Below are 26976 nucleotides of genomic sequence, written 5' to 3'. Positions count from 1 at the left end.
GCAAGCTCAGAACCCCAGCCACAGGTTGAACGGCCCCTTGCCCAGCCCGACGCCGCCACTGACATGGGTGCCACTGCCCGAGACACCGACATTGGCCGCCACCGTCGGCTGCACCGGCTCGCCATCGGCGCCGCATCCGGAGATCAGCGCGGTCAGTGCAAGGGCGAGGGTCAGGCGGATCGGTGTCATGCCAGCATCTCCTTCCAGCGGGCGACCTGCGCGCGCACCTGCGCGGGCGCGGTGCCGCCATAGCTCTGGCGCGAGTTTACCGAATTTTCCACCCCAAGGACACCATAGACATCCTCGGTGATCGCGGCATGGGCCGATTGCATCTCATCCAGGCTCAGGTCCGGCAGATCGCAGCCTTTGCTTTCGGCCAGCGCAACCAGCGCACCGGTCACGTGATGGGCATCCCGGAACGGCAGGCCCAGCACACGCACCAGCCAGTCGGCCAGATCGGTCGCGGTCGAGAAACCAGAGCCCGCAGCCGCGGCGAGGCTGTCGCGGTTGGCGGTCATGTCGCGCACCATGCCTTCCATCGCCGCCAGTGCCAGCATCCAGTTGTCGGCAGCATCGAAGACCTGTTCCTTGTCCTCCTGCATGTCCTTGGAATAAGCTAGCGGCAGCCCCTTCATCACCATCATCAGCGCGGTATTGGCGCCAAAGATGCGGCCCACCTTGGCCCGGATCAGTTCGGCCGCGTCGGGGTTCTTCTTCTGCGGCATGATCGACGAGCCGGTCGAAAACCGGTCGCTGAGCGTGACAAAGCGGAACTGGGCGCTGGACCAGATCACCAGCTCCTCGGCAAAGCGGCTCAGATGCATGGCACAGATCGAGGCGACCGACAGGAACTCCAGCGCGAAATCACGATCACTCACTGCGTCCAACGAGTTGGCGGTAGGCCGGTCAAAGCCCAGCGCCGCCGCCGTCATGTGCCGGTCGATCGGGAACGACGTTCCCGCCAGCGCCGCCGAACCCAGGGGCGATTCGTTCATCCGTGCGCGGGCGTCGCGCACCCGGCTCAGATCGCGGCCGAACATCTCGACATAGGCCATCATGTGATGGCCCCAGGTCACCGGCTGTGCGGTCTGGAGATGGGTGAAGCCCGGCATCACCCAATCGGCCCCCGCCTCGGCCTGGCCGAGGAGCGCTCGCAAGAGCGCGAGGAGGCCCGCTTCGGCGGCATCGAACTGATCGCGCACCCACAGTTTGAAATCGGTCGCCACCTGGTCGTTGCGCGACCGCGCGGTATGCAGCCGGCCCGCCGGTTCGCCGATGATTTCCTTCAGCCGCGCCTCGACATTCATGTGAATGTCCTCCAGCGCGGTGGAAAAGGTAAACTCTCCCGCCTCGATCTCTGACAAAACGGTGAGCAGGCCTTCCCGAATGGCCTCGGCATCACTATCCGTAATAACGCCCGTGGCCGCCAACATGGCCGCATGGGCCCGCGAACCCGCGATGTCCTGGGCCGCCAGTCGCTTGTCGAACCCGATCGAGGCGTTGATCGCCTCCATGATCGCGTCCGGTCCGGCGGCAAAGCGGCCGCCCCACATCTGGTTCGAGGTCTTGTCGGTCATCGTGATGAACCCTTCGGAGGGGATATGAAGAAACTGTTGCTCGCCCTCGTCTATACCGCCGCCGCGCTGGGCGCAAATCCATCGCTCGGCCTGGCCGCCGACCGCGCGCAGATCGAGGCGCTGCGCGATGGTGACATGAAGAAATTGATCGTGCTGCCCGAGACCCGTGCGGTGTCGCAAGTGCCGTTCCAGCTGGCCGATGGCGCCGGCGAGGCAACGCTGGGCGATTACAAGGGCAAGGTGGTTCTGCTGAACTTCTGGGCCACCTGGTGCGCCCCCTGCCGCAAGGAGATGCCGCAGCTGTCGGCGCTCCAGTCCGAGCTTGGCGGAGAGAGTTTCGAGGTGCTGACCATCGCCACCGGCCGCAACTCGCCCGCCGGGATCGAGAAATTCTTTGGCGAGATCGGGGTCGACAACCTTCCCCGCCACCAGGACCCGCGTCAGGCGCTGGCGCGCGAGATGGCAGTGATCGGCCTGCCGATCACCGTGCTGATCGGTGCCGACGGGATGGAGGTTGCCCGGTTGATCGGCGATGCCGACTGGAACTCGGACAGCGCCAAGGCGATCATCCAGGCAGTGATAGAGTGACCCGTCGGGGGTGTTCGGGCCGGAACCCGAACACCCAGCCTCAAGCCTAGCGCTGAACCGCGCCGTCAGGGCGCGGTGTGCCCGATGTCTCAGCGGGCAAGACCGGATAGACCACCTGTGGCACCTCGCCGGTCAGCGAGTGTAGAAACGCGGTGATCGCCGCCGTCTCCTCTTCGCTCAGATCGGCTCCCAACTGTGAACTGGCCATGATGGACACCGCCGCCTCCAACTCCCAGACCTTGCCCGAGTGGAAATAGGGCGCGGTCACCGCGATATTGCGCAGCGGCGCGGCACGGAACACGTATTCGTCATCCTCGGTCGCGGTCACCGCAAAACGCCCCTTGTCGCCCGAGGGCAGCACCTCGGCATCCGGGGTTTCGACCAGGCCGAACGGGTAATAGTCCTGCCCGCCCAGATTGACGCCGCCATGGCAGCTGGCGCAACCGGCGTCGATGAACAGGCTCAGACCCTGCTTCTGCTCGCCGCTCAGCGCGGCATCGTCCCCGTTCAGCCAGGCATCGAAGGGCGCAGGCGTGATCAGCGTTGCCTCATAGGCCTCGATCGCCTTGGCAAAACTGTCAAAGCTCACCGGATCGGGCTGGTCGGGAAAGGCCGCCTGAAACCAAGCGACATATTCGGGCATCGAATTCAGCGTCGCAACCACCTGCCCCGGGGTGTTCGCCATCTCGACCCCGGCCTGCACAGGCCCCTTGGCCTGTTCGGCCAGGTCGGGCGCGCGCCCGTCCCAGAACTGCGCCGCATTGAACACGGCGTTCAGCACGGTCGGCGCGTTGCGCGGCCCCTTTTGCCAGCCATGACCGATCGAGGTTTCCAGATTGTCATCGCCCCCCGTCGCCAGATTGTGGCAGGAGTTGCAGGAAAAAACCCCCGATGCGGACATGCGCGGATCAAAGAACAGCGCCTTGCCCAGGTCGATCTTTTCGGGCGTGATCGGGTTGTCCTTGACCGCGGGCACGGTCGAGGGCAGTGGCTGAAACAGCTCCAGCGCCTGTTCGCGCAACGGGTTGGCGGCGGCCAGGCCGGCGGTACAGGACAAAGCGGTAAGGCTGAATGAGAAGAGGGATTTAGGGGACATGTCGATCCTCGGATCTGGTCGGTTTCCACGGCGTCGCGCGTCGAGTTCACACGATTAGAATCATTCTAACATGCCAACTTTGATATGGATCAAGCGACCCGCTCGCGGCGGGAACCCGCCATTGCAGGTGGGCCGACAGGCGGTTTCAAGCCGACTTTTCAGGGCACTACCCGGTCTCAGCCTCATGGGTTCTGCAGGATATCCCTCGAAGCAAAACGCCCTCTCCAAGACTGGTACCCCCTGTTTCAGACTCTGGAGGGTTCGCAATGAAACACATTGCGCCTACCTGCCTTGCAGTGGCGATTGCCTGTTGGTCGAAATCGATCAAATTCCTACACGCGACACCCACTCCACGGGCTAGGGCAAGGTGGTCGCTTGCTCACCGTCAATTGAGAATCCGTTGACGCCACGCGACCTTTGACAGGGCACATGCATGAGCTTCACTCTGCGTTGCAGGGAGGGGCCAATGCCACTTGAAATCCTGCTGATCCTGGTGATCGGAGGCATCTCGACCATCGCGGTTATCCTGCATCTGAGCGGGCGGTCGAAACGTGCCGATCTGACTCTCGAGACCGCGCGTGCCGCGTGGTTGCGGCATTTTCCCCAGGACACGGTGCACGATATCCTGCTGGCCCGCGATGGCCACGCCGCCCTGGTCGAAACCGAGACCGGCCCCGGCCTGCTTTGGGCATTGGGCGCCGACACGGTTGGCCGACGGCTGCAAGACTACGCGCTGAGCGAGACTGCGGATGGATTGGCCATACGGTTTCACGATTTCACCGCGCCCCGCGTCACCCTGACACTCGCCCCCGACGAAACGCCGATCTGGCAACAAAGACTGGCCCGCGCATGATCGAAACGCTCAGCTTTCCCGATCCCACACAACTGGCTGTGCCCTTCTTCATCGCCGCCATCCTGATCGAATTCCTGTGGATCGCCATGAAAAAGCGCGGCGGGCGCTATGAAACCCGCGATGCCGTCACCTCGCTGATCATGGGGGCCGGGTCGGTGGCCGAGGGCATTCTGCTGGGGTTCATCGCCTGGGCGTTCTTCATGTTGCTGTGGCGAGTCACGCCGCTGGACATGGGCACCTCGATCTGGGCGGTGCTGATCTGTTTCGTGCTGGACGACCTGCGCTATTACTGGGTGCACCGGTTCGGTCATCGGGTGCGCTGGGTCTGGGCCAGCCATGTGAACCATCATTCCAGCCAGCATTACAACCTGACCACCGCACTCAGACAGACCTGGACCGGCACGTTCACCTTCATGATGGTGGTCAAGGCGCCGATGGTCCTGCTTGGGTTCCATCCGGCGCTGGTGCTGTTCTGCGGCGGGCTGAACCTGATCTATCAGTTCTGGATCCACACCGAGGCGATCGACAAACTGCCCCGCTGGTTCGAGGCAGTGATGAACACACCCAGCCACCACCGCGTGCATCATGGTCGCAATCCCCGCTATCTGGACTGCAATTATGCGGGCGTTTTCATCATCTGGGACAAGATGTTCGGCACTTTCGTGCCCGAGCAAGAGGATGAAAAGGTCGACTATGGCCTGGTTCACAACCTCGGCACCTTCAACCCGCTGCGGGTGGCGTTTCACGAATGGCTGGGGATCTGGCGCGATGTCACCCAACCGGGGCTCAGCCTGCGCCAGCGCCTGGCCTATGCCTTTGCCCCGCCGGGTTACAGTCATGATGGCAGCCGCGAGACCTCGGAGGGGATCAAGGCCCGCTATCTGGCCACCCACCCCGAACAGCGGGGCACACCGGGTTTCGAAGGCTAAAACGCGTCACATTCTAACGATCTCGACCGTCGGACCATATCGGCGCGGTCGCCTTTGCCAGGAAATGACGTGGAATCAAGTGGGTATCCGCTTACCCCTGAAAGCCTTCGATACGGTCGGCATTTTAGGCAAATCCGCCACTTAACCTGCGGTTCACGATTTTGGCCAAGGCTGGGCAAATCTCTCGTTTGGCCCTGTCCGACAAGGAACCGCGATGCGTACCCGGATCAAGAAACTGGCAGACCTGCCCGAAGGGGCGGAAAACCCGCTGAGCGCGGCGATCTCCAGCCGTCACCGATCCACCGTCGCCATGGCGACCGAGGCGGTGCGGCACGGTGATTGCCTGCTGGCTTATCAGCCCGTCCTGCAAACCGCGCCACCCCATGGCATCGCCTTTTACGAAGGGTTCATTCGCGTCCTGGACGAAACCGGTCGTGTCATTCCCGCCCGCGATTTCATGCCCGCTGTCGAAAACACCGAAATCGGGCGAGAGCTGGACTGTGTCGCGCTGGAAACCGGCCTGCGTGCGCTGGTGCGTAATCCAACGCTGCGCCTGTCGGTCAACATGTCGGCCCGTTCCATCGGATACCGGAAATGGATGCAGACGCTGGAACGTTTCCTGAAGCGGGACGAAGCGCTGGGAGACCGGCTGATCCTCGAAATCAATCAGACCTCGGCCATGGCGGTTCCCGAACTTGTGATCGATTTCATGGACCGGCTGCAACCGCGCGGCATCGCCTTTGCGCTGGACGATTTCGGCGACGGGCCCATCGACTTCAACAGTTTTCGCGATTTCTTCTTCGACGCGGTCAAGATCGACGGCCGTTTTATCCGTCAGGTCAGCACCGACGCCGCTAATCGCGCCACGGTGCGGGCGTTGATCGCGCTGGCCCGCGAATTCGAGATGCTGATCATCGCCGAATCGGTGGAAACCGAAGAAGACGCGGCCTTTCTCGCCGAAAATGGGGTGGACTGCCTGCAGGGCTATCTGTACGGCGCGCCAACCGTCACCCCGGTGTGGGAAAAGCCCGAAACCGCCAAGGCAAGCGGCTGATCACCCCCCTCGCACAACCTGTGAGACAAGCTGTCAGTTGCTGCACGTGCAGCACTGAGCTATGTCAAAAGAGCTAGAGCGGGGGGATAAGGGGCGCTCCGGGGTCGACATCACCCCGTCATGCCGTCAGATTTCCCCATAAGGATCATGACGGCAAAGGATCGGATCACATGACCAACGTAGTAATTGCATCTGCCGCCCGCACCGGCGTCGGCAGCTTTGGCGGCTCTTTCGCGAATACCCCGGCGCATGACCTGGGCGCAGCGGTGCTCGAAGCCGTTGTCGAGCGCGCCGGCATCGACAAGGCCGAGGTAAGCGAGACCATCCTGGGCCAGGTCCTGACCGCCGCCCAGGGTCAGAACCCGGCCCGCCAGGCCCATGTCAATGCAGGCCTGCCCAAGGAAAGCTCGGCCTGGGGTATCAACCAGGTCTGCGGTTCGGGCCTGCGCGCCGTGGCACTGGGTGCACAACATATCCTGCTGGGCGATGCCGAGATCGTCGCCGCCGGTGGTCAGGAAAACATGACCCTGTCGCCCCATGCCGCCGCGCTGCGCGCCGGTCACAAGATGGGCGACATGAAATACATCGACACCATGATCCGCGACGGGCTGTGGGATGCGTTCAACGGCTATCACATGGGCCAGACCGCCGAGAACGTGGCCGAGCAGTGGCAGATCAGCCGCGAGATGCAGGACGAGTTCGCCGTCGCCAGCCAGAACAAGGCCGAGGCTGCGCAGAATGCCGGCAAGTTCGCCGATGAAATCGTCCCCTTCATCATCAAGACCCGCAAGGGCGATATCGTGATGGACAAGGACGAATACATCCGCCACGGCGCCACCATCGAGGCGATGCAGAAACTGCGCCCCGCCTTCACCAAGGACGGCAGCGTCACCGCCGCCAATGCAAGCGGCCTGAATGACGGCGCCGCCGCAACCCTGCTGATGACCGCCGAGAACGCCGAAAAGCGCGGGATCGAACCGCTGGCCCGCATCGCCTCTTACGCCACCGCGGGGCTCGACCCGTCGATCATGGGTGTCGGCCCGATCCACGCCAGCCGCAAGGCGCTGGCCAAGGCCGGCTGGAAGGTCGAAGACCTGGATCTGGTCGAGGCAAACGAGGCCTTTGCCGCCCAGGCCTGCGCGGTGAACAAGGACATGGGCTGGGATCCGGCCATCGTCAACGTGAACGGCGGCGCCATCGCCATCGGTCACCCGATCGGCGCCTCGGGCTGCCGGGTTCTGAACACCCTGCTGTTCGAAATGAAGCGCCGCAACGCCAAGAAAGGTCTGGCGACCCTCTGCATCGGCGGCGGCATGGGTGTCGCCCTTTGCGTGGAGCGCGACTGATCGCCCGCATCATGCATAGAAAAGGGCGCCACCGGCGCCCTTTTTTGTTACAGTGCAATGGCATGCTGCATCTGCGACAAAATTGACCGGGGGCTGGCAGCCATTATTCCGCGAAACAATATTGCGCATCGGGCGCCCACAGAGTAACAGCATTACCAAGCCAAATTCAGACTGGAGGACTCCTCAATGGCACGAACAGCACTCGTCACCGGCGGCTCGCGCGGTATCGGCGCAGCAATTTCCAAGGCGCTTAAGGCCGAGGGCTACAATGTCGCTGCCACCTATGCCGGCAATGACGAAGCCGCGACCGCCTTTACTGCCGAGACCGGCATCGCTACCTACAAGTGGAACGTCGCCGACTATGATGAATCGGCCGCCGGTATCGCCAAGGTCGAGGCCGAAGTTGGCCCGATCGACATCGTGGTCGCCAATGCCGGTATCACCCGCGATGCGCCGTTCCACAAGATGACCCCCGAACAGTGGCATCAGGTGATCGACACCAACCTGACCGGCGTGTTCAACACCGTGCACCCGGTCTGGCCCGGCATGCGCGAGCGCAAGTTCGGCCGCGTCATCGTGATCAGCTCGATCAACGGCCAGAAGGGCCAGTTCGCGCAGGTGAACTATGCCGCGACCAAGGCGGGCGATCTGGGCATCGTCAAGTCGCTTGCCCAGGAAGGCGCCCGCGCCGGCATCACCGCAAACGCCATCTGCCCCGGCTACATCGCCACCGAGATGGTGATGGCGATCCCCGAAAAGGTGCGTGATTCGATCGTGGCAGGCATCCCCGCCGGGCGCCTTGGCGAACCCGAGGAAATCGCCCGCTGCGTGACCTTCCTGGCGTCTGAGGACTCGGGCTTCATCAACGGCTCGACCATTTCGGCCAACGGCGCGCAGTTCTTCGTCTGATCTGTTGCACCCCGAAATCAAGGCCGCCCCCGTCCGGGGCGGCCTTTTTCATGTCTAGGAAACGGCGCAGGGGCCGGCGCATCTGGCCGACCCCTGATCCCGTAAGCCCGCGCGCGCAGCGGTCAGCGGGAACCGAACAGCCAGCCCCAGACCGAACGCAGCGCATGTGCACGCTCTTGGTGCGCGCGATCCATGGCCCGGCGGGCGGCGGGATTTGTTGTCATCTCGATCATGGCGGTGCTCCTTCTTAGTTTGTTCAGTTTTGCTTGACTTGATGAGAATATGCGCCCAATCAAAAAACATCACAAACGAGACATTTTGGGCCATCAGATAAGAAATACTTAACTGATATGAGTGACCGCCTGCCTCCGCTGACTGCCTTGCGCGCCTTTGATGCCGCTGCCCGGCACATGTCCTTTGCCAAGGCCGCGGCCGAGTTGAACGTGACCCCGGCGGCGCTGTCCTTTCAGATCAAGTCACTGGAAGAGCATCTGGGCCGCCCGTTGTTCCGCCGCCTCAATCGCGCGGTGGAACTGACGGAAGAAGGGCGCGCCCTGGCCCCGGGCGCTCAGGAGGGGTTCGAGGTGCTGACAGCCGCCTGGCGCGCCGCCCGTCGGCTGCAGGACAACACCACCCTGACGGTGACCGCCGGGCCGGCGCTGACCGCGAAATGGCTGGCGCCCCGGCTTTACGATTTTGCGCGCGCGCATCCAGAGATTGACCTGCGCATTTCAACCAGCCTGCGTCTGGTCGACCTGGCGCGGGACGAGGTCGATGTGGCGATCCGCTTTGGCCAGGGGTCGGATGCGGGCCTCTATTCCGTCTCCGCCCGCAAGGAATGGATGATCCCGGTGATGACACCCGAGCTGGCCAACCGGTTTCCGACACCCGAGAGCCTGCGCGACGCGCCGTTGATCTTTGACGAATCGATCAGCTTTCTCGACCCTCCTGTCGATTGGCCGACCTGGTTTCGTGCGGTGGGCATCGACTTTACCCCACAACGGGGGGCACATTTCTCGAACGCGGATCATGCCATCGACGCGGCCGTAGCGGGCGTGGGCGTGGTTCTGGGCCGCCGCCCGATGATCATCAAGGACGTGATCGAAGGACGGCTTGTCATGCCCTTCAAGACAGCGGTCGAAACCGATGCGCGCTTCCGCTTCGTCTGCCTTGCGGGTGCGGAAACCCAGCCCAAGATCGCCGCGTTCCGTGACTGGTTTCTTGCCGAGATCGCCAAGACCGCGCATATCTCGGATGGTCTTACCATCGTTCATGTCAGGGACATCCCGCCCAAATGACCCGTTCCCGCGCCACAGCCATCGGATTTGTCGCCGTCCTTCTATGGGCGCTGCTTGCACTGCTGACCGTCGGATCAGCGCCGGTGCCGCCGCTCTTGCTGAATGCGCTCTGCTTCACCGTAGGCGGGCTGCTGGGGCTGGTCTGGGTGCTGGCGACCGGTGGCCTGGCCCAGCTGCGCGGTGTCCGCTGGCCGGTCTATGCCTTTGGCACGCTGGGACTGTTTGGCTATCACGCGCTCTATTTCTCGGCGCTCAGGCTGGCGCCCGCGGCCGAGGCGGGGTTGATCGCCTATCTCTGGCCGCTGTTGATCGTGCTGTTCTCGGGCCTCCTGCCGGGTGAGCGTCTGCGGAGCGGCCATCTGCTGGGGGCAGCGCTCGCCTTTGCCGGGGCCGGGCTGATCATCACCGGCGGGGGCGGTCCCGGGTTTCAGGCGCAATATCTGCCGGGCTACGGCCTGGCACTGCTCTGTGCGCTGACCTGGTCGGGCTATTCGGTCCTGTCGCGGCGGATGGGCGATGCGCCCACCAGTTCGGTCGCCGTGTTCTGCCTGGCCACGGCGGTGGCGTCATGGGGCCTGCATTTCATGGTTGAAGAAACGGTCTGGCCGCAGGACATGCTGGGCTGGGGCGCCACGCTGGCACTGGGTCTGGGCCCGGTGGGCCTGGCCTTTTACGTCTGGGATATCGGGGTGAAACGTGGAGATATCCAGCTGCTGGGAACCAGTTCCTATGCGGCTCCGCTACTGTCCACGCTGGTTCTTGTGATCAGCGGCATCGCTGCACCCAGCTGGGTACTTGCGCTCTCGGCCCTGCTGATCACTGGCGGCGCGCTGCTGGCAGCGCGCGCCAGCTTGTCGGCTTAGACGGACAGCCGCTCGATTTCTTCCTTGAGTTTCAGCTTCTGCTTCTTGAGCTGGCTGATCTGAAGGTCGTCAGTACCTGGCGAACGCTGGGCTTGTTCAACTTCGAGACTGAGATTTGCGTGCTTTTTCTTCAGTTCGGTCAAATGCGCGCTCACACTCATGGCGATCCTCCTTCTCTGTTGTCAATGAATCGAGTTGAGCACATCCCGGGCGGCCTGTCACGCGGACAGCGGTCGCATTCTGTGATAAAACCGACATATCGGCCAAACCCGGCTTATCCGGCGCCGGGCCAGGGCAGCGGGGCGGGTTGGCGCAGGACCTTCGCGATTTCAGGCAGGTAGTGGTCGCGGTCGCCTGGATGCCGGCTGCCCTGATGCAGGAACAGCCCGGACTGCAGGCGAAATGGCGCCCGCCCGCCCTTGCGGGCACGCAGAATCACCAGCTCGGCGGCGCGCCCCTGCCGCGGCATCAGCGGCAACACCTCAAGCGAGCCCAGCCGGTCATCGCAGGCCGCCAGCATATCCGGCAAGCGGTCGGCCTTGGCGATCATGTGCAGATAGCCGCGATGGGTCAGCCGCCGCGCCGCCGCATCGATCCAGAGCGCAAGGGGCGTCCGCTCTCCCAAGGCGGTGGCCCGGCCCGCATCGCTGGCCGGGCTGTGGCTGCCAGCCAGATAATAGGGCGGGTTGGCGATGACATGGTCAAAGCTCTGCTGGCGCAGTGCCTGCGGCAGCGCGGCGATATCGCCTTCGACCACGTCGAGCGCGATATCGTTCGCTGCTGCGTTGCGCCGCGCCAGATCGGCATAGCCCGGCTGCAACTCGACCCCGGTCAGCGCCAGATCGGGCACCCGGGCGCCCAGAGACAGGATCGCCGCACCGGCGCCACAGCCCAGTTCCAGCACCGATTGCCCGGTCTGTGCGGCGACGCTGGCGGCCAGAAACACCGGATCGACCCCGGCCCGATATCCGTCTCGCGGCTGAAACAGCCGCAGGTGACCGCCCAGAAAGGCGTCACAGCTCAGCTCGCTCTCGGCAAAGGCGGTCATCTGCCCAGCGGGATGTCGTTATCGGTGACCACCCGCAGGGCGCGGTCGTAATCCTCGTCCCGCACCATCATGCGGCGCGGAAAGATTCCGATCCCGCCTTCGAGGATGCTCATATTTACGTCCATCTGAAAGCAGTCTATATCCTCGCCCTCGAGAAGGGCGGATGCAAAGGCCATGACGGTCGGGTCGGTGCTGCGCAAAAGTTCCTTCATGGGGATGGATGTAAGGGCAAGGCTGGCGCATTGTCGAGCCTTGTTGCAGGAGAGCGATGGACGCCAAGGTGAGCACGAAACCGCATGAGATGCTGGCGGCAACCCTGTCCCAGGAGATGGCGGCGGTAAATGCGTTGATCCGCACCCGGATGGCGTCGGAGCACGCCCCGCGCATTCCGGAGGTGACAGCGCATCTGGTCGAGGCCGGCGGCAAACGCCTGCGCCCGATGCTGACGCTCGCGGCGGCGCGGCTGTGCGGCTATCAGGGCGAGGATCATGTCAAGCTGGCCGCTACGGTCGAATTCATCCACACCGCCACCCTGCTGCATGACGATGTGGTGGACGAAAGCGGCCAGCGCCGCGGGCGGCCCACCGCCAACCTGCTCTGGGACAACAAATCCTCGGTGCTGGTGGGCGATTACCTGTTTGCCCGCAGCTTCCAGCTGATGGTGGAAACAGGCTCGCTCAGGGTGCTGGATATCCTGGCCAATGCCGCCGCCACCATCGCCGAGGGCGAGGTGCTGCAAATGACCGCCGCCAGCGACCTGCGCACGGATGAGAGCGTTTATCTGCAAGTTGTGCGGGGCAAGACGGCGGCACTGTTTTCCGCCGCGACCGAGGTCGGCGGCGTGATCGCCGGGGTGCCCGAAGCGCAGGTCAGGGCGCTGTTCGAGTACGGCGACGCGCTGGGCATCGCCTTTCAGATCGCCGACGATTTGCTGGATTATCAGGGCGACGCCAAGGCGACGGGCAAGAATGTAGGCGACGATTTCCGCGAACGCAAACTGACCCTGCCGGTGATCAAGGCGGTGGCGCAGGCGACGGACGAAGAGCGCGCGTTCTGGGTGCGCACCATCGAGAAAGGCAAGCAGGCCGAGGGTGACCTGGAACAGGCGCTGGCCCTGATGGAGAAGTACGGCACCCTTGCGGCGACCCGCGCCGACGCCCATGCCTGGGCCGAGAAGGCGCGTACCGCATTGGAATTGCTGCCCAATCACGAAATCCGCACCATGCTGAGCGATCTGGCCGATTACGTGGTGGCCCGGCTGAGCTGAGGTCAAAGGGGGCGCTGCCCCCTCGGCCCTGACGGGCCGCTCTCCCGAAGTATTTCAGGCGAAATGAAGGGGCGGGGGTTCTAGAGAACACGCCCGTGGGCGCACCACCACCCTGGATGCGCTAGGCGGAGCACGGCCTTGGCAACCGACTTGGCGGAATGCCCATCGGACGGGAAGAGACCAAAACAGGTGGCCCCCGAGCCGGACATACCGGCGAAAAGCGCCCCTGCGTCGCGCAGGGCATTCAGCACATCGGCGATCACCGGCTGCTGCGCGATGGCAGGTTCGGCAAGGTCGTTGCGCTGATCGGCGAGCCAGCAGGTGAACTCGGGCAGGTCGCGCCAGCGCGGCAGTTCCGGGTTCATGGGCGCGTTTTCCTTCACGATCAGCGACTTGAAAACGGCGGGCGTCGAAACCGCGACGCGCGGATTGACCAGAACGATATCCATCGCGGGCAGTGGCGGTATCGGGCCCAGCCGGTCACCGATACCTTGCATGCGGGCCGGCACCGGGAACAGACAGACAGGAACATCAGCGCCAAGTGTCAGCGCCTGTTCTGCACTGGGCGCGGCGAGGCCCCAAAGCTGCGCCAGGGCGCGCAGGGTGGCGGCGGCATCGGCCGACCCCCCACCGATACCCGAGGCCACGGGCAGCCGTTTCGTCAGCGAGATCGCAGCGCCGCGTTCAGGCGCCAGAAGGCGGGCCGCGCGCAGCACCAGATTGTCCGGCTCGGCGGCAAGTCCGCCCGCCTCTGGCCCGTCGATATCCAACGACACCCTGTCTGACGCAGACACTCGGATGGTGTCTCCGATATCCGCGAAGACAACCAGCGAATCGAGCAAGTGATAGCCATCATCCCGCTGGCCGGTCACATGCAGGGTCAGGTTGATCTTGGCCGGCGCAAAGGCCTCAATCGCCATTGGCAACCTTGAGCGGCGGCACACCTTCCTCGGCCAGGACCCGGTCGAGACCGATTTCCAGCTTGCGGCGGATACGTTCGGGATCGGCCTCGCCATCAGTGTCATCGGCCTTGATGAAGGAAAGCGCTCGCCTCCACTGGAATTCGGCCTCGCGCACCCGCCCCACAGCCCAGAGCACGTCGCCGAGGTGGTCGTTGACCACCGGATCGACCGGCATCAGCTCGACCGCGCGTTCCATATGGCCGACCGCCTCGTCATAGCGGCCAAGCCGGAACAGCACCCAGCCGAGGCTGTCGACGATATAGCCGCTGTCGGGCCGCGCGGCGACGGCGCGTTCGATCAGATCGAGCGCCTCGTCCAGCTTCTCCTGCTTTTCGACCAGCGAATAGCCCAGGTAATTCAGCACCTGCGGCTGGTCCGGATTCAATTCCAGCGCGGCGCGGAAATCGGCCTCGGCACCCGGCCAGTTGCCCAGCCGCTCGTGACAGATGCCTCGGGCATAGTGCAGGAACCACATGTTAGGCGCGCCGGGATCTGTCAGCTGCAGCGCCTTGTCATAGGCCGTGGCGGCACGGTCATAGGCCTCTTGCTGGCGTTGCAGATCGCCCAGCGCCACAAAGGCCTGCGGCTGCGAGGGATAGTCCTTGGCCAGCTTCTCCAGAACCTCGATGGCGGCATCAGGCTTGGCCGAGCGGCGCAGCGCCTCGGCCCGGCCCAGCTCTGCCGCGTGATAGTCGGGGCTGTCATTGGGGATCTGCTTGTAGGTGGCAACCGCCAGATCGTATTGCCCCAGCGATTCCAGCAATCCCGCCGTCATCAGCAACGCATCTATATGATCAGGGCGCAGATGCACTGCCGAGCGGATATAGACCAGCGTGAAGTCGTCGGACGCCTCGCCGTTGAGCGCGGCGCCGATGGTAAAGAACACCTCGGCCAGGCCGTCGCGGACCGAACGCACCAGAGAGAAGGGCAGCGTTTCGCCAGCCACCAGCCGATCGGCGATATCGCTTAGCGCCGGGTCGAAACCGCCGCTGAACACATCGGCCAGCATCTCGAGCGCCTGATCGTTGCGGTCGAGCTGCGACAGGATCTCGGCCCGGGCCAGCGCCGCGCGGCGCGAGATGGTGGTCAATGCCCCGTCATCGGCGGCAAACAGCGCCTCGGCGCCCTCGAAATCACCAACCGAGGCCAGCGCCATCGCCTTGTGATAATTGGCGAATCCACGCAACCCGGCCTCGTCCGCCACCTTGTCGAACTGGGCCAGCGCCCGGGCGACCGAACCCAACCCCATCTCGGCCCAGCCAGCGACCAAACCATCGACCAGCTTGCCTACGCCCCGCATCTCGGGGTCGCGGTCCAGCACCTCCTGATAGCGTTCCTCGCTCAGCAGGTGAACGACGATGGCGATATTGGCGACCTGGCTTTGCAGCCCGGCCTCCTGCATCAGCTGTGCGACGGGATAGGCCTGTTCAAGCCGCCCAAGCGCCAACTGAGACAGCACCATGTTCTCCATCAGGGCCGGGTTCTGTGGGTCAATGGCCAGCGCGCGCGCGAAATAATCCGCGGCAGACGAGAAGTCGTTGGCAAAGACCGCCTGGCGCGCGGCCAGATACGAGCCCGCCCCGACATCCGCCGAGACCGGCACCGACAAGGCCGCAGCCAGGACTGCCGCCACCGCATTTCTGACCAGAGATATCGCCAAGGATCCGCCCTTCCAGCTGCTTTGAAGCAAAGCTAGGGCGTTGCGGGGGCGGGTGCAATGGCTCAAGGGCGTAAGCGCGGTAAGCGGCAATAAACATCCGGTCATCTGCACAAAAGAAAACACCGGGCGGTGTGTCCGCCCGGTGTCTGTCTCGGTGTGAATGCGCGATCACATGTTGGGATAGTTCGGACCGTCGCCACCCTGCGGGGTGACCCAGGTGATGTTCTGGCTGGGATCCTTGATATCGCAGGTCTTGCAGTGCACGCAGTTCTGGAAGTTGACGACAAAGCGCGGGCCGCCCTCATCCTCGACCACCTCGTAGACGCCAGCCGGGCAATAGCGCTGTGCCGGCTCGTCATATTTGGGCAGGTTCACCTTGACCGGCAGGTCGGGGTCGGTCAGCCGCAGGTGGCAGGGCTGGCTTTCCTCGTGGTTGGTGGCGGCAAAAGACACGTTGGTGAGCCGGTCGAAGGATAGCACGCCATCGGGCTTGGGATAGTCGATGGGCTTGTGTTTGCTGGCATCCTCGGTCGCGGCGGCGTCGGTCTTGCCATGGCCCAGGGTGCCGAACAGCGAAAAGCCCAGCGTATTGGTCCACATGTCCAGCCCGCCCAGCGCCAGGCTGGCGGCAAGGCCCCATTTCGACCACATCGGCTTGACGTTGCGGACCTTTTTCAGGTCCTTGCCGATCGGGCCGCTGCGCACTTCGGTCTCGTAATCGCTCAGCTCGTCCGACTGGCGGCCCGCCTTGATGGCGGCATGGGCGGCCTCGGCCGCGGCCTTGCCCGACAGCATCGCGTTATGGTTGCCCTTGATGCGCGGCACGTTGACCATGCCGACCGAACAGCCCAGCAGCGCCACGCCGGGCGCTACCATCTTGGGCATCGACTGGTATCCGCCCTCGGTGATGGCGCGGGCGCCATAGGCGACGCGCTTGCCGCCTTTCAGCAGTTCGGCCACCATCGGGTGATGCTTGAACCGCTGGAACTCCATATAGGGGAACAGGTGCGGGTTCTTGTAGTTCAGGTGCACCACGAAACCGACATAGACCTGGTTGTTGTCCAGGTGGTAGATGAACGACCCGCCGCCCGCATTGCCGCCCAGCGGCCAGCCCATCGTGTGGGTGACCGAGCCTTCGCGATGCTTGGCCGGGTCGATCTCCCAGATCTCTTTCATGCCGACGCCGAATTTCTGCGGCTCCTTGCCTTTTTGCAGGTCGTATTTGGCGATGACTTCCTTGGCCAGCGACCCGCGCACGCCTTCGGACAGGAAGACATATTTGCCGTGCAGCTCCATCCCCGGTTCGGTGTTGGGGCCATAGGACCCGTCCGCCTCGAGGCCGAAGACACCGGCAACCACGCCCTTGACCTCGCCATTGTCGCCATAGACCAGTTCCGAGCAGGACATGCCGGGGAAAATCTCGACACCCAGTTCCTCGGCCTGTTCGGCCATCCAGCGGCAGACATTGGCCATCGAAACGATGTAGTTGCCGTGGTTGTTCATCAGCGGCGGCATCGGAAAGTTGGGGATGCGGATCTGCCCGGCCTCGCCCAGCATATAGAAGTTGTCGTCCTTGACCGGCACGTTCAGCGGCGCGCCCTTCTCCTTCCAGTCGGGGATCAGCGCATCCAGACCACAGGGATCCAGCACCGCGCCCGACAGGATATGCGCGCCCACCTCCGAGCCCTTTTCCAGCACGACGACATTCAGGTCGGCATCGAGCTGCTTGAGACGAATGGCCGCCGACAGGCCCGCCGGACCCGCCCCGACGATCACCACGTCATATTCCATCGCTTCGCGTTCAATCTCGGCCATCGTGACGCTCCTTGGCTTTGGTTTCGCTCTCCGGTCGCGGGCCGGACGCAATAAAGTTTCGCGTTTGATTACAGGCTATGCAGGTCAAGCGTCAATTGAAACGCGGGGTTATATTCGCACATGCAGCAATTCCCAGGCCCGATGAGGGTTCTTGCGGGCCTTTCAGGATAATTTGCCGCAACCCCTGGAATCGCCCTACTCTGCCCTCATCCTGTTATCTGGAGAGATTGAATGCCCGTATCCCTGCAAGTCGCCTATCCCACCCGCGACGACACCACCTTCGATTACGACTACTATCTCACCACCCACATGGGTCTGGTCGCCGAGCACATGGGCCCCCACATCCAGAACACGGTTGTGACCAAAGGCTTGGCAGGCGGTCCCGACACACCGCCGCCGTTTCACGCGATTGCCACCATCGTGTTCGCCGACCAGAACGCGATGAACGCGGCAATGAAGGCGTCGGGACCGGTGGTCTCCGACATCCCCAATTTCTACAACAGCGCCCCCCAGATGCTGATTGGCGAAGTGGTCGGCTAAACCGGCGTCACAGGTCGCCGGTTTCGTCCAGCACCAACCGGGGGCCCGGCCCCTTGCTGCCAACCCGATCGGCCGGATTGTATAGCGCGCAATTGGGCAGGCTCAGACAACCGCAGCCGATACAGCCGTCCAGATTGTCCCGCAGCCGCTCCAGCGTTGCGATTCGCTGGTTCAGCCGTTCGCGCAGGGCAGTGCTGATGCGGGTCCAGTCACCGCGCGTGGGGGTGCGGTTACCCGGCAGCCCGGCGAGAACCTCGCGGATTTCGGGCAGGGTCAGCCCCAGCTGTTGCGCGATCATGACAAAGCTCAGCCGCCGCAGATCTGCGCGCTGATAGCGCCGCTGCCCCCCCGCGTTGCGCCAGGGCGCGATCAACCCTTGGGTTTCGTAATAGCGGATCGCCGACACCGCCAACCCGGTGCGCCGCGCCAGGGCGCCGATCGAGAGACCTTCGGAAGCGGGCATATTTTTTTCCTGCACAGACCTTGACCTAAAGTTAGGTTTAGAAATTATCTTCACCCGTGGCAACAGAGCAAAAGGATGATTTTCATGAAAGCCACCCTGGAACACGCAAACCTTACCGTCGCCGATCCCAAGGCGACCGCCGCATGGCTGAACACGGTGTTCGGCTGGGAAACCCGCTGGGAGGGCGCCGCGATCGCGGGCGGCTATACCGTGCACGTGGGTGATGCCGGCACCTATCTGGCGCTTTACGCCCCGCCCAAGCCGGTCCCCTCGGCCGAGACCAGCTATGACGTGATCGGCGGGCTGAACCATGTAGGCGTCGTGGTCGACGATATCGACGCGACCGAGGAACGGGTGCGCGCGGCCGGCTTTACCCCGCATAACCATGCCGATTACGAACCCGGGCGCCGGTTCTATTTCGACGATGACAACGGCATCGAATTCGAGGTCGTCAGCTACCCCTAAGGCGGGGTTCTGCGCACCGGCGGCTTGTCCCCTCTTGCATTCCACGCGCGGTTTGGGTCAGGTAAACATCAACCCAACAGTCGCCCCGACGCATCGCGCGGCGGGGCGACGCAATTTGTGCGTGGACAAGACGATATGGAAAAGATCCCCATGACGCCTTCGGGCTTTGCCGCGCTCGAAGCCGAGCTGAAACAGCTCAAGAGCGTAGAGCGCCCAGCCATCATCAAGGCCATCGCCGAGGCGCGCGAACATGGCGACCTTTCGGAAAATGCCGAATACCATTCGGCGCGCGAGAAGCAGTCCTTTATCGAGGGCCGCATCAAGGAACTGGAAGGCGTGCTGTCGCTGGCCGATGTCATCGACCCCACAAAACTGTCCGGCGCGATCAAGTTCGGGGCCCGGGTGACGCTGGTGGACGAGGACACCGACGAGGAAAAGACCTGGCAGATCGTCGGTGAACACGAGGCCAATATCGAAAAGGGCCTGTTGAACATCAAATCGCCGATTGCCCGCGCGCTGATCGGCAAGGACGAAGGCGACAGCGTCGAGGTGAAGACCCCCGGCGGCCAGAAATCCTATGAAATCCTGAGTATCGAGTACTCCTGACGGAGCATCCCCCATGTCCGGCCCGTCGCCTGACCCAGACCCCGCCCGCAACACACCGCTTGGGCTTTATGACCGGCCCCGGCGCGCTTCGGTGACCGGGATCGAAATCATTGCCATCGCTCTGACCCTGCTGTGGCTGGCGGTGTCGGTCTATCTGTTCGCCTTTGCCGATGCCGGCGCTGGCGGGGGGATCGGATTTCTGGTGACCATGCTCGCGATCTTCATGCCGGTGGCAATGATCTGGGTGGCGGCCACGGCTGCCAAGGCGAGCCGGGTCATGCGCGAGGAAAGCCAGCGCCTGCAAGCGGCGATCGACGCGATCCGCCAGGCCTATATCAGCCAGCAACAGAAACAGGCCGCAGGGCACGAACCCTCGGTCGCCAAGAAGCTGGACGAAATCGCCGCCGCCGCCAAGAAGACCGAAACCACTCTGGCCACCTTCTCGACCTCGCGGCGGGCGCGTGCCCTGCCCATGCCCGCTGCCGCACCGGAAAGCGCCGAGGATCAGGGGCTGTTGGCGCTTGGCACCCCGGCCGAGGCGCTGTCGCCGCCGCTCTCGACCGAGGACCTGATCCGCGCCCTGCATTTCCCGGAAACCGCCGAGGATGTCGAAGGCTTCGCCGCGCTGCGCCGCGCACTCAAGGACCGCTCGGCAGCGCAACTGATCCAGGCCGCGCAGGATGTGCTGACCCTGCTCAGCCATGAAGGCATCTATATGGACGACCTGCGCCCAGACATGGCCCGGCCCGAGGTGTGGCGGCAGTTTGCCCATGGGGCGCGTGGGCGAACGGTGGCGTCATTGGGCGGCGTGCGCGACCGCTCGTCACTGGCGCTGACCGCAGGCCGGATGAAGCAGGACCCGATCTTTCGCGATGCGGCGCATCATTTCCTGCGCCTGTTCGACCGGATGTTCACCACGTTCGAGGCTCAGGCCAGCGATGCCGAGATCTCGGCCCTGGGCGAGACGCGCACCGCTCGCGCCTTCATGCTGCTGGGCCGGGTGGCGGGCACCTTCGACTAAGCCCGCGCCCGAACGCCTCAAGATCAGAGACCGAAACTGCCGTAAGGAATGAACCGCACCGGATCGCCCGGGCGAATATGACAGGCGTCATCGCCGATTTCGACCAGCCCCTCGGCCCAGCTGAGCCCGCTGACCCGGCCCGACCCTTCGGAGGCGAAGACCTCGACCCGGCCGTCGCGGACACGGGCGCGCAGATATTCGCGCCGCCCGGGTTTCTTGCGTTTCTCGAACCCGGCGGGCAGGTCATACCCTTGCGGCACACTCCAGCTTTCGCCCGCCAGAACCGCCATCGCCGGACGGGCAAAAACCAGGCTGCATACCAATGCGGCGACCGGATTGCCCGGCAGGCCAAAGACCGGTTTGCCCTGCCAAAGACCCAGCGCCAATGGCCGCCCCGGTTTCAGCGCGATGCGCCATTGCTGCATCGCCCCCGCCGCGCGCAGCAACGCCGAGACATGGTCCTCGTCCCCCGCCGAGGCACCGCCGCTGGTCAGGATCACATCCGCCTCGGCAGCCGCCCGGTCAAACGTTGCGCGCAGGGTGGTGCGGTCATCGGGCACCCGCCCCAGATCGACCGGTGCATGACCCAGCCGATGGATCAGCGACAACAGCATGGGGCGGTTGGCGTCAAATATCTGTCCCGGCCCGGCGGTCTCTCCCGGCTCGACCAGCTCATCCCCCGTCGACAACACGGCGACGCGCAACTGCCGGCGCAGCGGCACCACGCCCAGCCCGACCGAGGCAAGCAGAGCCAGATCGGCCGGTGTCAGCCGCCGCCCCGCGGGCAGCACGACCGCCCCCTCGGCCACATCCTCGCCTGCCTTGCGGGTATTGGCGCCACGCTTGAGCGGCCCGCGAAAGGCGATTTCACCGGTGCCCAAAGTCACGTCTTCTTCAAGGATCACGGTCTCGACCCCCTCAGGCAGGGCCGCGCCGGTCAGCACCCGCAAGGCCCGGCCCGCAGGTAGCACCCCGTCAAAGGGCACGCCCGCAGCCGCGCGCCCCTCCTCCAGCGGCATCACATGCGCGCCCTCGGGTACCGCCCCGGCAAAGCCATAGCCGTCGACCGCGCTGTTGGCCTGCGGCGGGCTGGACCGCAATGCCACCGCATCCGCCGCCAGCACCCCGCCCAGCGCCTGCGACAGCAGGCGCATCTCGACACCGGTGACCGGCCCCAGCCTGTCGCGCAGCATGTCGAGCGCGGTATCGACAGGGGTCCACTCGACCCCGGCGGGCAGGGCAAAACAGTCGTTGCGCAGCGGCGGCGGCTCGATCCCGGTCATCCTTGATCCACTCCCAAAATCCAGCCCTCTTCGGGCGCCGTCACGTTCAGCAGAGACCCGAGCCTTGCCAGCGACATGCCCGACAGATCGCTTGCTACCCGCTCGACCTGCCAGGCATCCTTGATCCGTCCCTCGGGCGCCTTGCCCAAGGTCAGCGAGGGCCAGATTTCCACCAATGCAACCGGCTTGTCCAACCGCTCGAAGGGCCAGACACCTATTTGCCCGGCAAAACGGCGGCGCAACCGCGCCAGAACCGGCAGCCCCATCATCACCTGACCGCCAACCGCCCCGGCCCCAGCCATCTGCCAGCAGGTAAAGGCGCCCGGCGCGCGACGCTCGACCAAGCGCCGGTCAGCAAACGGATTGTGGTAGTCGCGCTTGGTTCGGGGCAACCCGCCAATGTCGCGCTTCAGCCCGTTGGCCCAGAACGGCCCCTTGCCGCCCAAACCGCGATTGACCGCACCCGCGAGATCGAACCGGTTATTGGCCTTCGGCGTGTCCTCGATCCGGGCCTCGAACCAGTCCCAAATGTGCAGCGGGTCATCCGATCCACTCACCGCCCGGGCAAATCCCGTCGGATAGCCAAAGGGAAAGTCAAACCCCAGCATCAAGCGGCGGCCAGCGGCCAGAGCGGTTTCGATCAGATCGCACAGCCAGTTCTCGGCCAGCCCCCGGTTGCGGAGATAGACCGGCTCCGCCCCCGCGACACAGGCCCAGATCGCATCCTTGCGCGGGCGCGGGCCGGTATCGTTGCCGCCCGACCAATCGACCATGGCAATGGTGTCAAAGGGCCTCACAGCCCGACCTCGGAGAGGATGAAATCGGCAATCGCGGTTGTGTCGTTCAGGTCGAACACCGGCCGGTCAAGCGTCAGGGGCGTATCACTTGCCACCGCCCGTATGGTCGGATCACCCGGCGCGATCAAAGCGGTCCCCGCTTCGGCGCGGAATGCCTCCACCTTGGGATGGCCCTCACGCTTGTAACCCTCGATCAGCACCAGATCGACAGGCGACAGACGCCCCAGCAGCTCGCTCAACGGCGGTTCCGCCGCGCCGCGCAATTCGGTCATCTGCGCCACGCGATAGCGTGAGGCAAGGATCACCTCGGAGGCCCCCGCCTGCCGGTGCCGCCAGCTGTCGCGGCCCGGATGGTCGACGTCGAACGAATGATGCGCATGCTTGACCGTCGAAACCGTCAGCCCCCGCCCGGTGATCTCGGCCACCAGACGCTCCATCAGCCCGGTCTTGCCTGCGTTCTTCCAGCCGGTGACGCCATAGATCCTCATGCGCGCTCCAACAGGGTTTCGGCCCGGGCCAGATCCTCGGGCGTGTTGACGTTGAAGAAGGGATCGAACGGCTCGGCCTGAAACAGCGCCTCGCGCCCGCCATGCCGGTCGGTCCACAGCACCACCTTGCGCAGGCCGTCGTTCAGAGCCGCGCGCAGATCGTCACGCAGGGCCACGGGCCAGAGGCCGAAGGTCGGGTGCCGGTTGACCCTGCCCCCCGATTTCAGCACCGCGCCATCGCGCGGGGTGGTGGCCAGCACCAGCGGATGCGCCTGCCCCTCGGATGCAGCGACCAGCCGCGCCACCAGATCGCGCGGGAAAAACGGCGTGTCAGCGGCGGCGGTGACGATGCTGTCGGCCCTCTGCCCTGCGGCCCAGTCAAGCCCGGCCAGCACGCCCGCCAGCGGCCCGGCAAACCCCTCGACCGTGTCGGGCAGAACCGGCAGGCCAAACCCGTTAAACCGCGCCGGATCGCCATTGGCATTCAGCGCCAGCCCGGAAACCTGCGGCGCCAGCCGGTCGATGACATGGCCCAACAGAGGTTGCCCGCCCAGCGGCAACAGTCCTTTGTCACCACCGCCCATGCGGGTGGCCAGACCGCCAGCAAGGATTACGCCGAGGGGTTTGGTCATTTTGGAGGCTCCTCCGTCCAGCGTTTCGGGCGCATCACAACAAGCGAGAAGGCAATAGTCGCGAGACAAACCAAATAGAAAGCAGCGCTGAATACGACGCCCAATCCGGCCACAAAAAGTCCTTGAAGTACGACAGAAATCAAAACGACTCGCCGATACTTCCGAAGCGCCTCGATTGCACGCGCTGTGTGTTCAAGCTGAGGGGGAGGCCCCCAAAGGGCTAACCTCCAATAGAGCCGTCTATGGGAGTAATCGCCTGCAACACTCAGTACCGGGCTTGCCGGGTTTTCCAGCTTCCAGCCTAGTGCGGCACGCAGCTCCCAAGACGTCGTCTCCATTTCCGTGAAATACACACCCAGATTGTGCAATCCCCACCAAATGAGAAAGAGCCCTGAAAAGCCAATTGCAATCCAAAGGGCAAACCCAGAAACGATCCAGACTCCCAAATCGCCGTTCATCGCAATGGCAGCCCCGCCAAATCACAGGCTGGCGAAGGGCCGGGCGATGCCCTTCTACCTTTCTCAAACCGACGGAGCGTCGCCAAAAAAATGGGGGACGCTTCGCCTCCGCCCGCTGACGGCCCCTGCCCTATCACACTCATTGCGCACTCTTCCGGCGGTGTTTCCTGTCCTCGACCGGTACGCTGTCGGGGTCGGCATCCCAGACCAGCCGCTCGGCTCCCGACAGGCAGACAAACCGTTGGCCGCGCATCCTGCCGATCAGGGTCAACCCCACCTGACGCGCGATCTCGACCCCCCAGGCGGTAAAGCCCGAGCGCGAGGCCAGCACCGGGATGCCCATCATCGCGGTCTTGATCACCATCTCGGAGGTCAACCGCCCGGTGGTGTAAAGGATCTTGTCGTCCGCCCCCTCGCCCGTGGACAGCATCCAGCCCGCGATCTTGTCCACCGCGTTGTGGCGGCCCACATCCTCCATATAGACCAGCGGCCGGTTCCGGTGGCACAGCACCGTGCCATGGATGGCCCCGGCCTCCAGATACAGCGAGGGCGTGCGGTTGATCCGCGCCGCCAGATCGTAGAGCCAGGATGTGCGTACCTCCACCTGAGGCAAGCGAACCTCCTCCAGCCCCTCCATCATGTCGCCGAATACGGTGCCCACCGCGCAGCCGCTGGTGCGGGTCTTTTTCTTCAGCTTTTCCTCGTGGCTGGTTTCCACCGCGGTGCGCACCACGACCGTTTCCAGATCCTCGTCGAAATCTACGCCGGTGATCTCTTCATCCGGCCTCAGCATGCCCTGATTGCGCAGGAACCCCAGCGCCAGATACTCGGGGTAATCCCCGATGGTCATGGCGGTCACGATCTCCTGACTGTTGAGGAAGATCGTCAGCGGGCGTTCCTCGACCACCGAGAGGCGCGTGGGCGCGCCGGTCTGGTCCAGCCCCTCGACCGCGCGGGTCAGGCGGGCGGCGCCCGGGTCGGGGGCGATGATGTAATCCGACAGGTCGTCCGAGATAGCCAATTGCAACCCTTTCGATGGCCCGGTACAGCGGTTGGGCTTACCTTAGGATTTAGGCATGTCCTTCACCACATCCAAATCCGTCTACTGGAAGGGTTTTCGCGACGGCGCGCCCTTCATCATGGTGGCGGCCCCCTTTGGCACCCTGTTTGGCGTCTTTGCGACCGAGGCAGGGCTGAACCTGGTACAGGTGATGACCTTTACCGCCACCGTCTTTGCCGGCGCGGCGCAGTTCACAGCGCTGCAACTCTTGCTCGATGACACGCCGACACTGATCGTGCTGTTGTCGGCGCTGGCGGTCAATCTGCGGGTGGCGATGTATTCCGCCGCGCTGACGCCCTATCTGGGCGCGGCGCCGCTGTGGCAGCGCGCGGTTGCCGCCTATTTCACGGTGGATCAGTCCTATGCCCTGTCGGTGGTGCGGTTCGAGACCGAGCCGGACCTGACCGTGCCGCAGCGGATGGCTTACTTCTTTGGCACCGTGACGCCGCTGGCGCCCGCCTGGTATCTGGCGACCTATCTGGGTGCGGTACTGGGCACCCGCATCCCCGACAGCTGGGCGCTGGATTTCGCCCTGCCGATCACCTTTCTGGCGATGATCGGGCCGATGCTGCGCACCCTGCCGCATGTGATTGCGGCACTGGTTGCGATCGTGACCGCGCTGCTGACGGCAGCTGTGCCGTTCAACCTGGGCCTGCTGATTGCGGGCACCGCCGGGATGATGGCCGGTGCGCGGGCCGAGGTAATACTGGAGCGCAGGAGCAAACGGACATGAACGGGATCGACCCATCAACCATGTGGATCGTCATCGCCGGGCTCGCCTTTGGCAGCTTTGGCCTGCGCTTTGTCTTTATCGGGCTGGTGGGCGACCGTCCGCTGCCCGGCTGGCTGCTGCGGCACCTGCGCTATACCGCCGTGGCCATCCTGCCCGCGCTGATCGCACCGCTGGTGATCTGGCCGCAGGCCACCGGCGGCCAGCCCGATGTGCCCCGGATGAGCGCGGCGGCAGTGGCGCTTGCCGCCGGATACTGGTCGAAAAACGTCCTGGTCGCGATATTTTCAGGGGCAGGCACGCTTTACGGCCTGCTCTACCTGCTGGGCTGAGATCGAGGCTCAGCCCGGCTGGTTCAGCTTGGCGTTGTTGGCGGCCAGACCCTTTTGCAGGTCGGCATCGTCCTGCTCGTAATACCTGTTCGTCACTGCACCGGGGCGCGACCCGAACTGATCGGCCAGCTTGGTTGGCTGGAACGTCACCTTGATGTCGCCAAAGCCCGGCACCTGCTGCAGCAGGCGGGCGGTATAATTGGCACAATAGGCCCCCGGCACCGGCCCCATGCTGCGGGCCAGACGATAGGCCGCCTCGGCCTGTTCGGGGGTCACTTCCAGTTCCTGCACCACAACGTGATGGGTTTCGCGCGCATGTGACCCGCGATAAGCGGTCTCGACCGCCGGGGTGATGCCATAAAGCACGTCATTCTGTTCCGGCACGATATCCGCCCAGAACGATCCCGCCGGGTCAAAGATCACCCGTTCGCTGGCATTGATCATCAGCGAGGTATGCGCCCCCGCGCCCGAACGGTTGTTCACCATCGTGTAAAGCGTCAGCTTCGCCGGCCCCGGATCGCGATAACGCACGGCGGCCACAGTTGCGTCATCCGCAGGCGGCGCGCTCTGGCGGGTGCAAGCCATCAGGCTCAGCGCCAGCGCGCCGGCAAGAAAAATCAGCTTCACGGGAAAGCCCCCTTCGGGATCAGGCGGTGAACACGGCCATGAACAGCAGGACGAAGAAGATCACGACACAGACCCGGATCATCGCCTTGATGAACCCGTCAAAGGTATTGGTCTGAGTGGTGATGTCCATCGAACCGGGTTTAAAGTCAGCCATTGCAGTCATCCTATTCGCGTGTTTTCGGTTGGATAGCGGATTCTCGCCGCTCTGT

At 64.2% G+C, this 26976-nt stretch carries 33 protein-coding genes; 15 read left to right on the top strand and 18 right to left on the bottom strand.

Annotated elements, in window-relative coordinates; genetic code table 11:
• Positions 1-6: 6 nt before the first annotated feature.
• Positions 7-189, bottom strand: coding sequence for a hypothetical protein (locus SPO_RS01695; RefSeq protein WP_011046094.1), 183 nt, complete (start codon positions 187-189; stop codon positions 7-9).
• On the bottom strand, positions 186-1577 hold the full coding sequence (argH, locus tag SPO_RS01690) for an argininosuccinate lyase (RefSeq protein ID WP_011046093.1): 1392 nt from the start codon (positions 1575-1577) through the stop codon (positions 186-188). Before argH ends, SPO_RS01695 begins: the two co-directional genes overlap by 4 nt.
• A 24-nt stretch (positions 1578-1601) precedes the next feature.
• Here argH and SPO_RS01685 point away from each other — a divergent pair, with 24 nt between their 5' ends.
• Positions 1602-2165 carry a TlpA disulfide reductase family protein gene (locus tag SPO_RS01685; protein WP_011046092.1) on the top strand — a complete coding sequence of 188 codons (564 nt, stop codon included), beginning with the start codon at positions 1602-1604 and terminating at the stop codon, positions 2163-2165.
• 46 nt (positions 2166-2211) lie between these two features.
• Here the strand turns inward: SPO_RS01685 and SPO_RS01680 are convergent, their stop codons facing one another.
• Positions 2212-3261, bottom strand: a complete 1050-nt coding sequence (locus SPO_RS01680) for a cytochrome-c peroxidase (RefSeq protein WP_011046091.1) — start codon at positions 3259-3261, stop codon at positions 2212-2214.
• A 466-nt stretch (positions 3262-3727) separates the two neighbouring features.
• Here SPO_RS01680 and SPO_RS01675 point away from each other — a divergent pair, with 466 nt between their 5' ends.
• From SPO_RS01675 to SPO_RS01645, 7 genes are all read left to right on the top strand, one after another.
• Positions 3728-4114: a hypothetical protein gene (locus tag SPO_RS01675; protein ID WP_044027805.1), complete on the top strand. Its 387-nt coding sequence runs from the start codon at positions 3728-3730 to the stop codon at positions 4112-4114.
• Entirely contained in the window at positions 4111-5043 is a 933-nt protein-coding gene (locus SPO_RS01670) for a sterol desaturase family protein (RefSeq protein WP_011046089.1), read from the top strand. The genes SPO_RS01675 and SPO_RS01670 overlap by 4 nt, the downstream gene beginning before the upstream one ends.
• Before the next feature lie 214 nt (positions 5044-5257).
• A complete protein-coding gene (locus SPO_RS01665; RefSeq protein WP_011046088.1) occupies positions 5258-6097 on the top strand; it encodes an EAL domain-containing protein in 840 nt (279 codons plus the stop codon).
• A 170-nt stretch (positions 6098-6267) separates the two neighbouring features.
• Positions 6268-7443, top strand: a complete 1176-nt coding sequence (locus SPO_RS01660; protein ID WP_011046087.1) for an acetyl-CoA C-acetyltransferase — start codon at positions 6268-6270, stop codon at positions 7441-7443.
• A gap of 186 nt (positions 7444-7629) precedes the next feature.
• Entirely contained in the window at positions 7630-8352 is a 723-nt protein-coding gene (gene phbB, locus SPO_RS01655) for an acetoacetyl-CoA reductase (protein WP_011046086.1), read from the top strand.
• A gap of 350 nt (positions 8353-8702) precedes the next feature.
• Positions 8703-9650, top strand: a complete 948-nt coding sequence (locus SPO_RS01650) for a transcriptional regulator GcvA (RefSeq protein ID WP_011046085.1) — start codon at positions 8703-8705, stop codon at positions 9648-9650.
• Positions 9647-10513, top strand: coding sequence for an aromatic amino acid exporter YddG (locus SPO_RS01645; protein WP_011046084.1), 867 nt, complete (start codon positions 9647-9649; stop codon positions 10511-10513). Before SPO_RS01650 ends, SPO_RS01645 begins: the two co-directional genes overlap by 4 nt.
• On the opposite strand, the gene SPO_RS22380 is transcribed toward SPO_RS01645, so the two are convergent.
• The 3 genes from SPO_RS22380 to SPO_RS01635 form a co-directional block, all read right to left on the bottom strand.
• A complete protein-coding gene (locus tag SPO_RS22380) occupies positions 10510-10674 on the bottom strand; it encodes a YdcH family protein (protein ID WP_011046083.1) in 165 nt (54 codons plus the stop codon). The genes SPO_RS01645 and SPO_RS22380 overlap by 4 nt on opposite strands.
• A gap of 113 nt (positions 10675-10787) precedes the next feature.
• Entirely contained in the window at positions 10788-11561 is a 774-nt protein-coding gene (locus SPO_RS01640; protein WP_011046082.1) for a tRNA1(Val) (adenine(37)-N6)-methyltransferase, read from the bottom strand.
• Positions 11558-11773 (bottom strand): DUF2007 domain-containing protein, encoded by a 216-nt coding sequence (locus SPO_RS01635; protein ID WP_011046081.1) that lies wholly within the window; start codon positions 11771-11773, stop codon positions 11558-11560. Before SPO_RS01635 ends, SPO_RS01640 begins: the two co-directional genes overlap by 4 nt.
• A gap of 56 nt (positions 11774-11829) precedes the next feature.
• On the opposite strand from SPO_RS01635, the gene SPO_RS01630 reads away from it, so the two are divergent.
• On the top strand, positions 11830-12828 hold the full coding sequence (locus SPO_RS01630; RefSeq protein WP_011046080.1) for a polyprenyl synthetase family protein: 999 nt from the start codon (positions 11830-11832) through the stop codon (positions 12826-12828).
• 80 nt (positions 12829-12908) lie between these two features.
• Here SPO_RS01630 and SPO_RS01625 read toward each other — a convergent pair whose 3' ends face one another.
• From SPO_RS01625 to SPO_RS01615, 3 genes are all read right to left on the bottom strand, one after another.
• Positions 12909-13748, bottom strand: coding sequence for a 4-(cytidine 5'-diphospho)-2-C-methyl-D-erythritol kinase (locus SPO_RS01625; RefSeq protein WP_011046079.1), 840 nt, complete (start codon positions 13746-13748; stop codon positions 12909-12911).
• Positions 13738-15450 (bottom strand): tetratricopeptide repeat protein, encoded by a 1713-nt coding sequence (locus SPO_RS01620; RefSeq protein WP_051420299.1) that lies wholly within the window; start codon positions 15448-15450, stop codon positions 13738-13740. The genes SPO_RS01625 and SPO_RS01620 overlap by 11 nt, the downstream gene beginning before the upstream one ends.
• Positions 15451-15618: 168 nt before the next feature.
• A complete protein-coding gene (locus SPO_RS01615) occupies positions 15619-17265 on the bottom strand; it encodes an electron transfer flavoprotein-ubiquinone oxidoreductase (protein WP_011046077.1) in 1647 nt (548 codons plus the stop codon).
• A gap of 231 nt (positions 17266-17496) precedes the next feature.
• On the opposite strand from SPO_RS01615, the gene SPO_RS01610 reads away from it, so the two are divergent.
• On the top strand, positions 17497-17805 hold the full coding sequence (locus SPO_RS01610; RefSeq protein WP_011046076.1) for an EthD family reductase: 309 nt from the start codon (positions 17497-17499) through the stop codon (positions 17803-17805).
• 7 nt (positions 17806-17812) lie between these two features.
• On the opposite strand, the gene soxR is transcribed toward SPO_RS01610, so the two are convergent.
• Positions 17813-18268, bottom strand: coding sequence for a redox-sensitive transcriptional activator SoxR (gene soxR, locus SPO_RS01605; protein ID WP_011046075.1), 456 nt, complete (start codon positions 18266-18268; stop codon positions 17813-17815).
• A gap of 84 nt (positions 18269-18352) precedes the next feature.
• On the opposite strand from soxR, the gene SPO_RS01600 reads away from it, so the two are divergent.
• From SPO_RS01600 to SPO_RS01590, 3 genes are all read left to right on the top strand, one after another.
• Positions 18353-18733 (top strand): VOC family protein, encoded by a 381-nt coding sequence (locus SPO_RS01600; protein WP_011046074.1) that lies wholly within the window; start codon positions 18353-18355, stop codon positions 18731-18733.
• A gap of 135 nt (positions 18734-18868) precedes the next feature.
• A complete protein-coding gene (gene greA, locus SPO_RS01595; protein ID WP_011046073.1) occupies positions 18869-19339 on the top strand; it encodes a transcription elongation factor GreA in 471 nt (156 codons plus the stop codon).
• A 13-nt stretch (positions 19340-19352) separates the two neighbouring features.
• Positions 19353-20360: a hypothetical protein gene (locus tag SPO_RS01590; protein WP_011046072.1), complete on the top strand. Its 1008-nt coding sequence runs from the start codon at positions 19353-19355 to the stop codon at positions 20358-20360.
• A 23-nt stretch (positions 20361-20383) separates the two neighbouring features.
• On the opposite strand, the gene glp is transcribed toward SPO_RS01590, so the two are convergent.
• The 6 genes from glp to fdhD all read right to left on the bottom strand — a co-directional run bounded on the left by glp (position 20384) and on the right by fdhD (position 25045).
• The gene (gene glp / locus SPO_RS01585) at positions 20384-21643 is read right to left on the bottom strand and encodes a molybdopterin-binding protein (RefSeq protein ID WP_011046071.1); all 1260 of its coding nucleotides are present in this window, start codon (positions 21641-21643) and stop codon (positions 20384-20386) included.
• Positions 21640-22440 (bottom strand): hypothetical protein, encoded by an 801-nt coding sequence (locus tag SPO_RS01580; protein ID WP_011046070.1) that lies wholly within the window; start codon positions 22438-22440, stop codon positions 21640-21642. The genes glp and SPO_RS01580 overlap by 4 nt, the downstream gene beginning before the upstream one ends.
• On the bottom strand, positions 22437-22928 hold the full coding sequence (mobB, locus tag SPO_RS01575) for a molybdopterin-guanine dinucleotide biosynthesis protein B (protein WP_011046069.1): 492 nt from the start codon (positions 22926-22928) through the stop codon (positions 22437-22439). The genes SPO_RS01580 and mobB overlap by 4 nt, the downstream gene beginning before the upstream one ends.
• Entirely contained in the window at positions 22925-23560 is a 636-nt protein-coding gene (gene mobA, locus SPO_RS01570) for a molybdenum cofactor guanylyltransferase MobA (protein ID WP_011046068.1), read from the bottom strand. Before mobA ends, mobB begins: the two co-directional genes overlap by 4 nt.
• Positions 23557-24018, bottom strand: coding sequence for a hypothetical protein (locus tag SPO_RS01565; protein ID WP_044027803.1), 462 nt, complete (start codon positions 24016-24018; stop codon positions 23557-23559). Before SPO_RS01565 ends, mobA begins: the two co-directional genes overlap by 4 nt.
• 139 nt (positions 24019-24157) lie before the next feature.
• Positions 24158-25045 (bottom strand): formate dehydrogenase accessory sulfurtransferase FdhD, encoded by an 888-nt coding sequence (fdhD, locus tag SPO_RS01560; RefSeq protein ID WP_044027802.1) that lies wholly within the window; start codon positions 25043-25045, stop codon positions 24158-24160.
• A 49-nt stretch (positions 25046-25094) separates the two neighbouring features.
• Here fdhD and SPO_RS01555 point away from each other — a divergent pair, with 49 nt between their 5' ends.
• Entirely contained in the window at positions 25095-25811 is a 717-nt protein-coding gene (locus SPO_RS01555) for an AzlC family ABC transporter permease (RefSeq protein ID WP_011046066.1), read from the top strand.
• On the top strand, positions 25808-26140 hold the full coding sequence (locus SPO_RS01550) for an AzlD domain-containing protein (RefSeq protein WP_044027801.1): 333 nt from the start codon (positions 25808-25810) through the stop codon (positions 26138-26140). The genes SPO_RS01555 and SPO_RS01550 overlap by 4 nt, the downstream gene beginning before the upstream one ends.
• Positions 26141-26149: 9 nt before the next feature.
• Here the strand turns inward: SPO_RS01550 and SPO_RS01545 are convergent, their stop codons facing one another.
• Both SPO_RS01545 and SPO_RS01540 read right to left on the bottom strand, forming a co-directional pair.
• Positions 26150-26767, bottom strand: coding sequence for a hypothetical protein (locus SPO_RS01545; protein ID WP_011046065.1), 618 nt, complete (start codon positions 26765-26767; stop codon positions 26150-26152).
• Between the two features lie 19 nt (positions 26768-26786).
• Positions 26787-26921, bottom strand: coding sequence for an aa3-type cytochrome c oxidase subunit IV (locus SPO_RS01540; protein WP_011046064.1), 135 nt, complete (start codon positions 26919-26921; stop codon positions 26787-26789).
• Positions 26922-26976: the final 55 nt, after the last annotated feature.

Source organism: Ruegeria pomeroyi DSS-3 (assembly GCF_000011965.2).
GTDB classification, from domain to species: domain Bacteria; phylum Pseudomonadota; class Alphaproteobacteria; order Rhodobacterales; family Rhodobacteraceae; genus Ruegeria_B; species Ruegeria_B pomeroyi.
The sequence above is the reverse complement of the archived record's forward strand: the minus strand, read 5'-3'. Positions and strand labels throughout refer to the sequence as shown.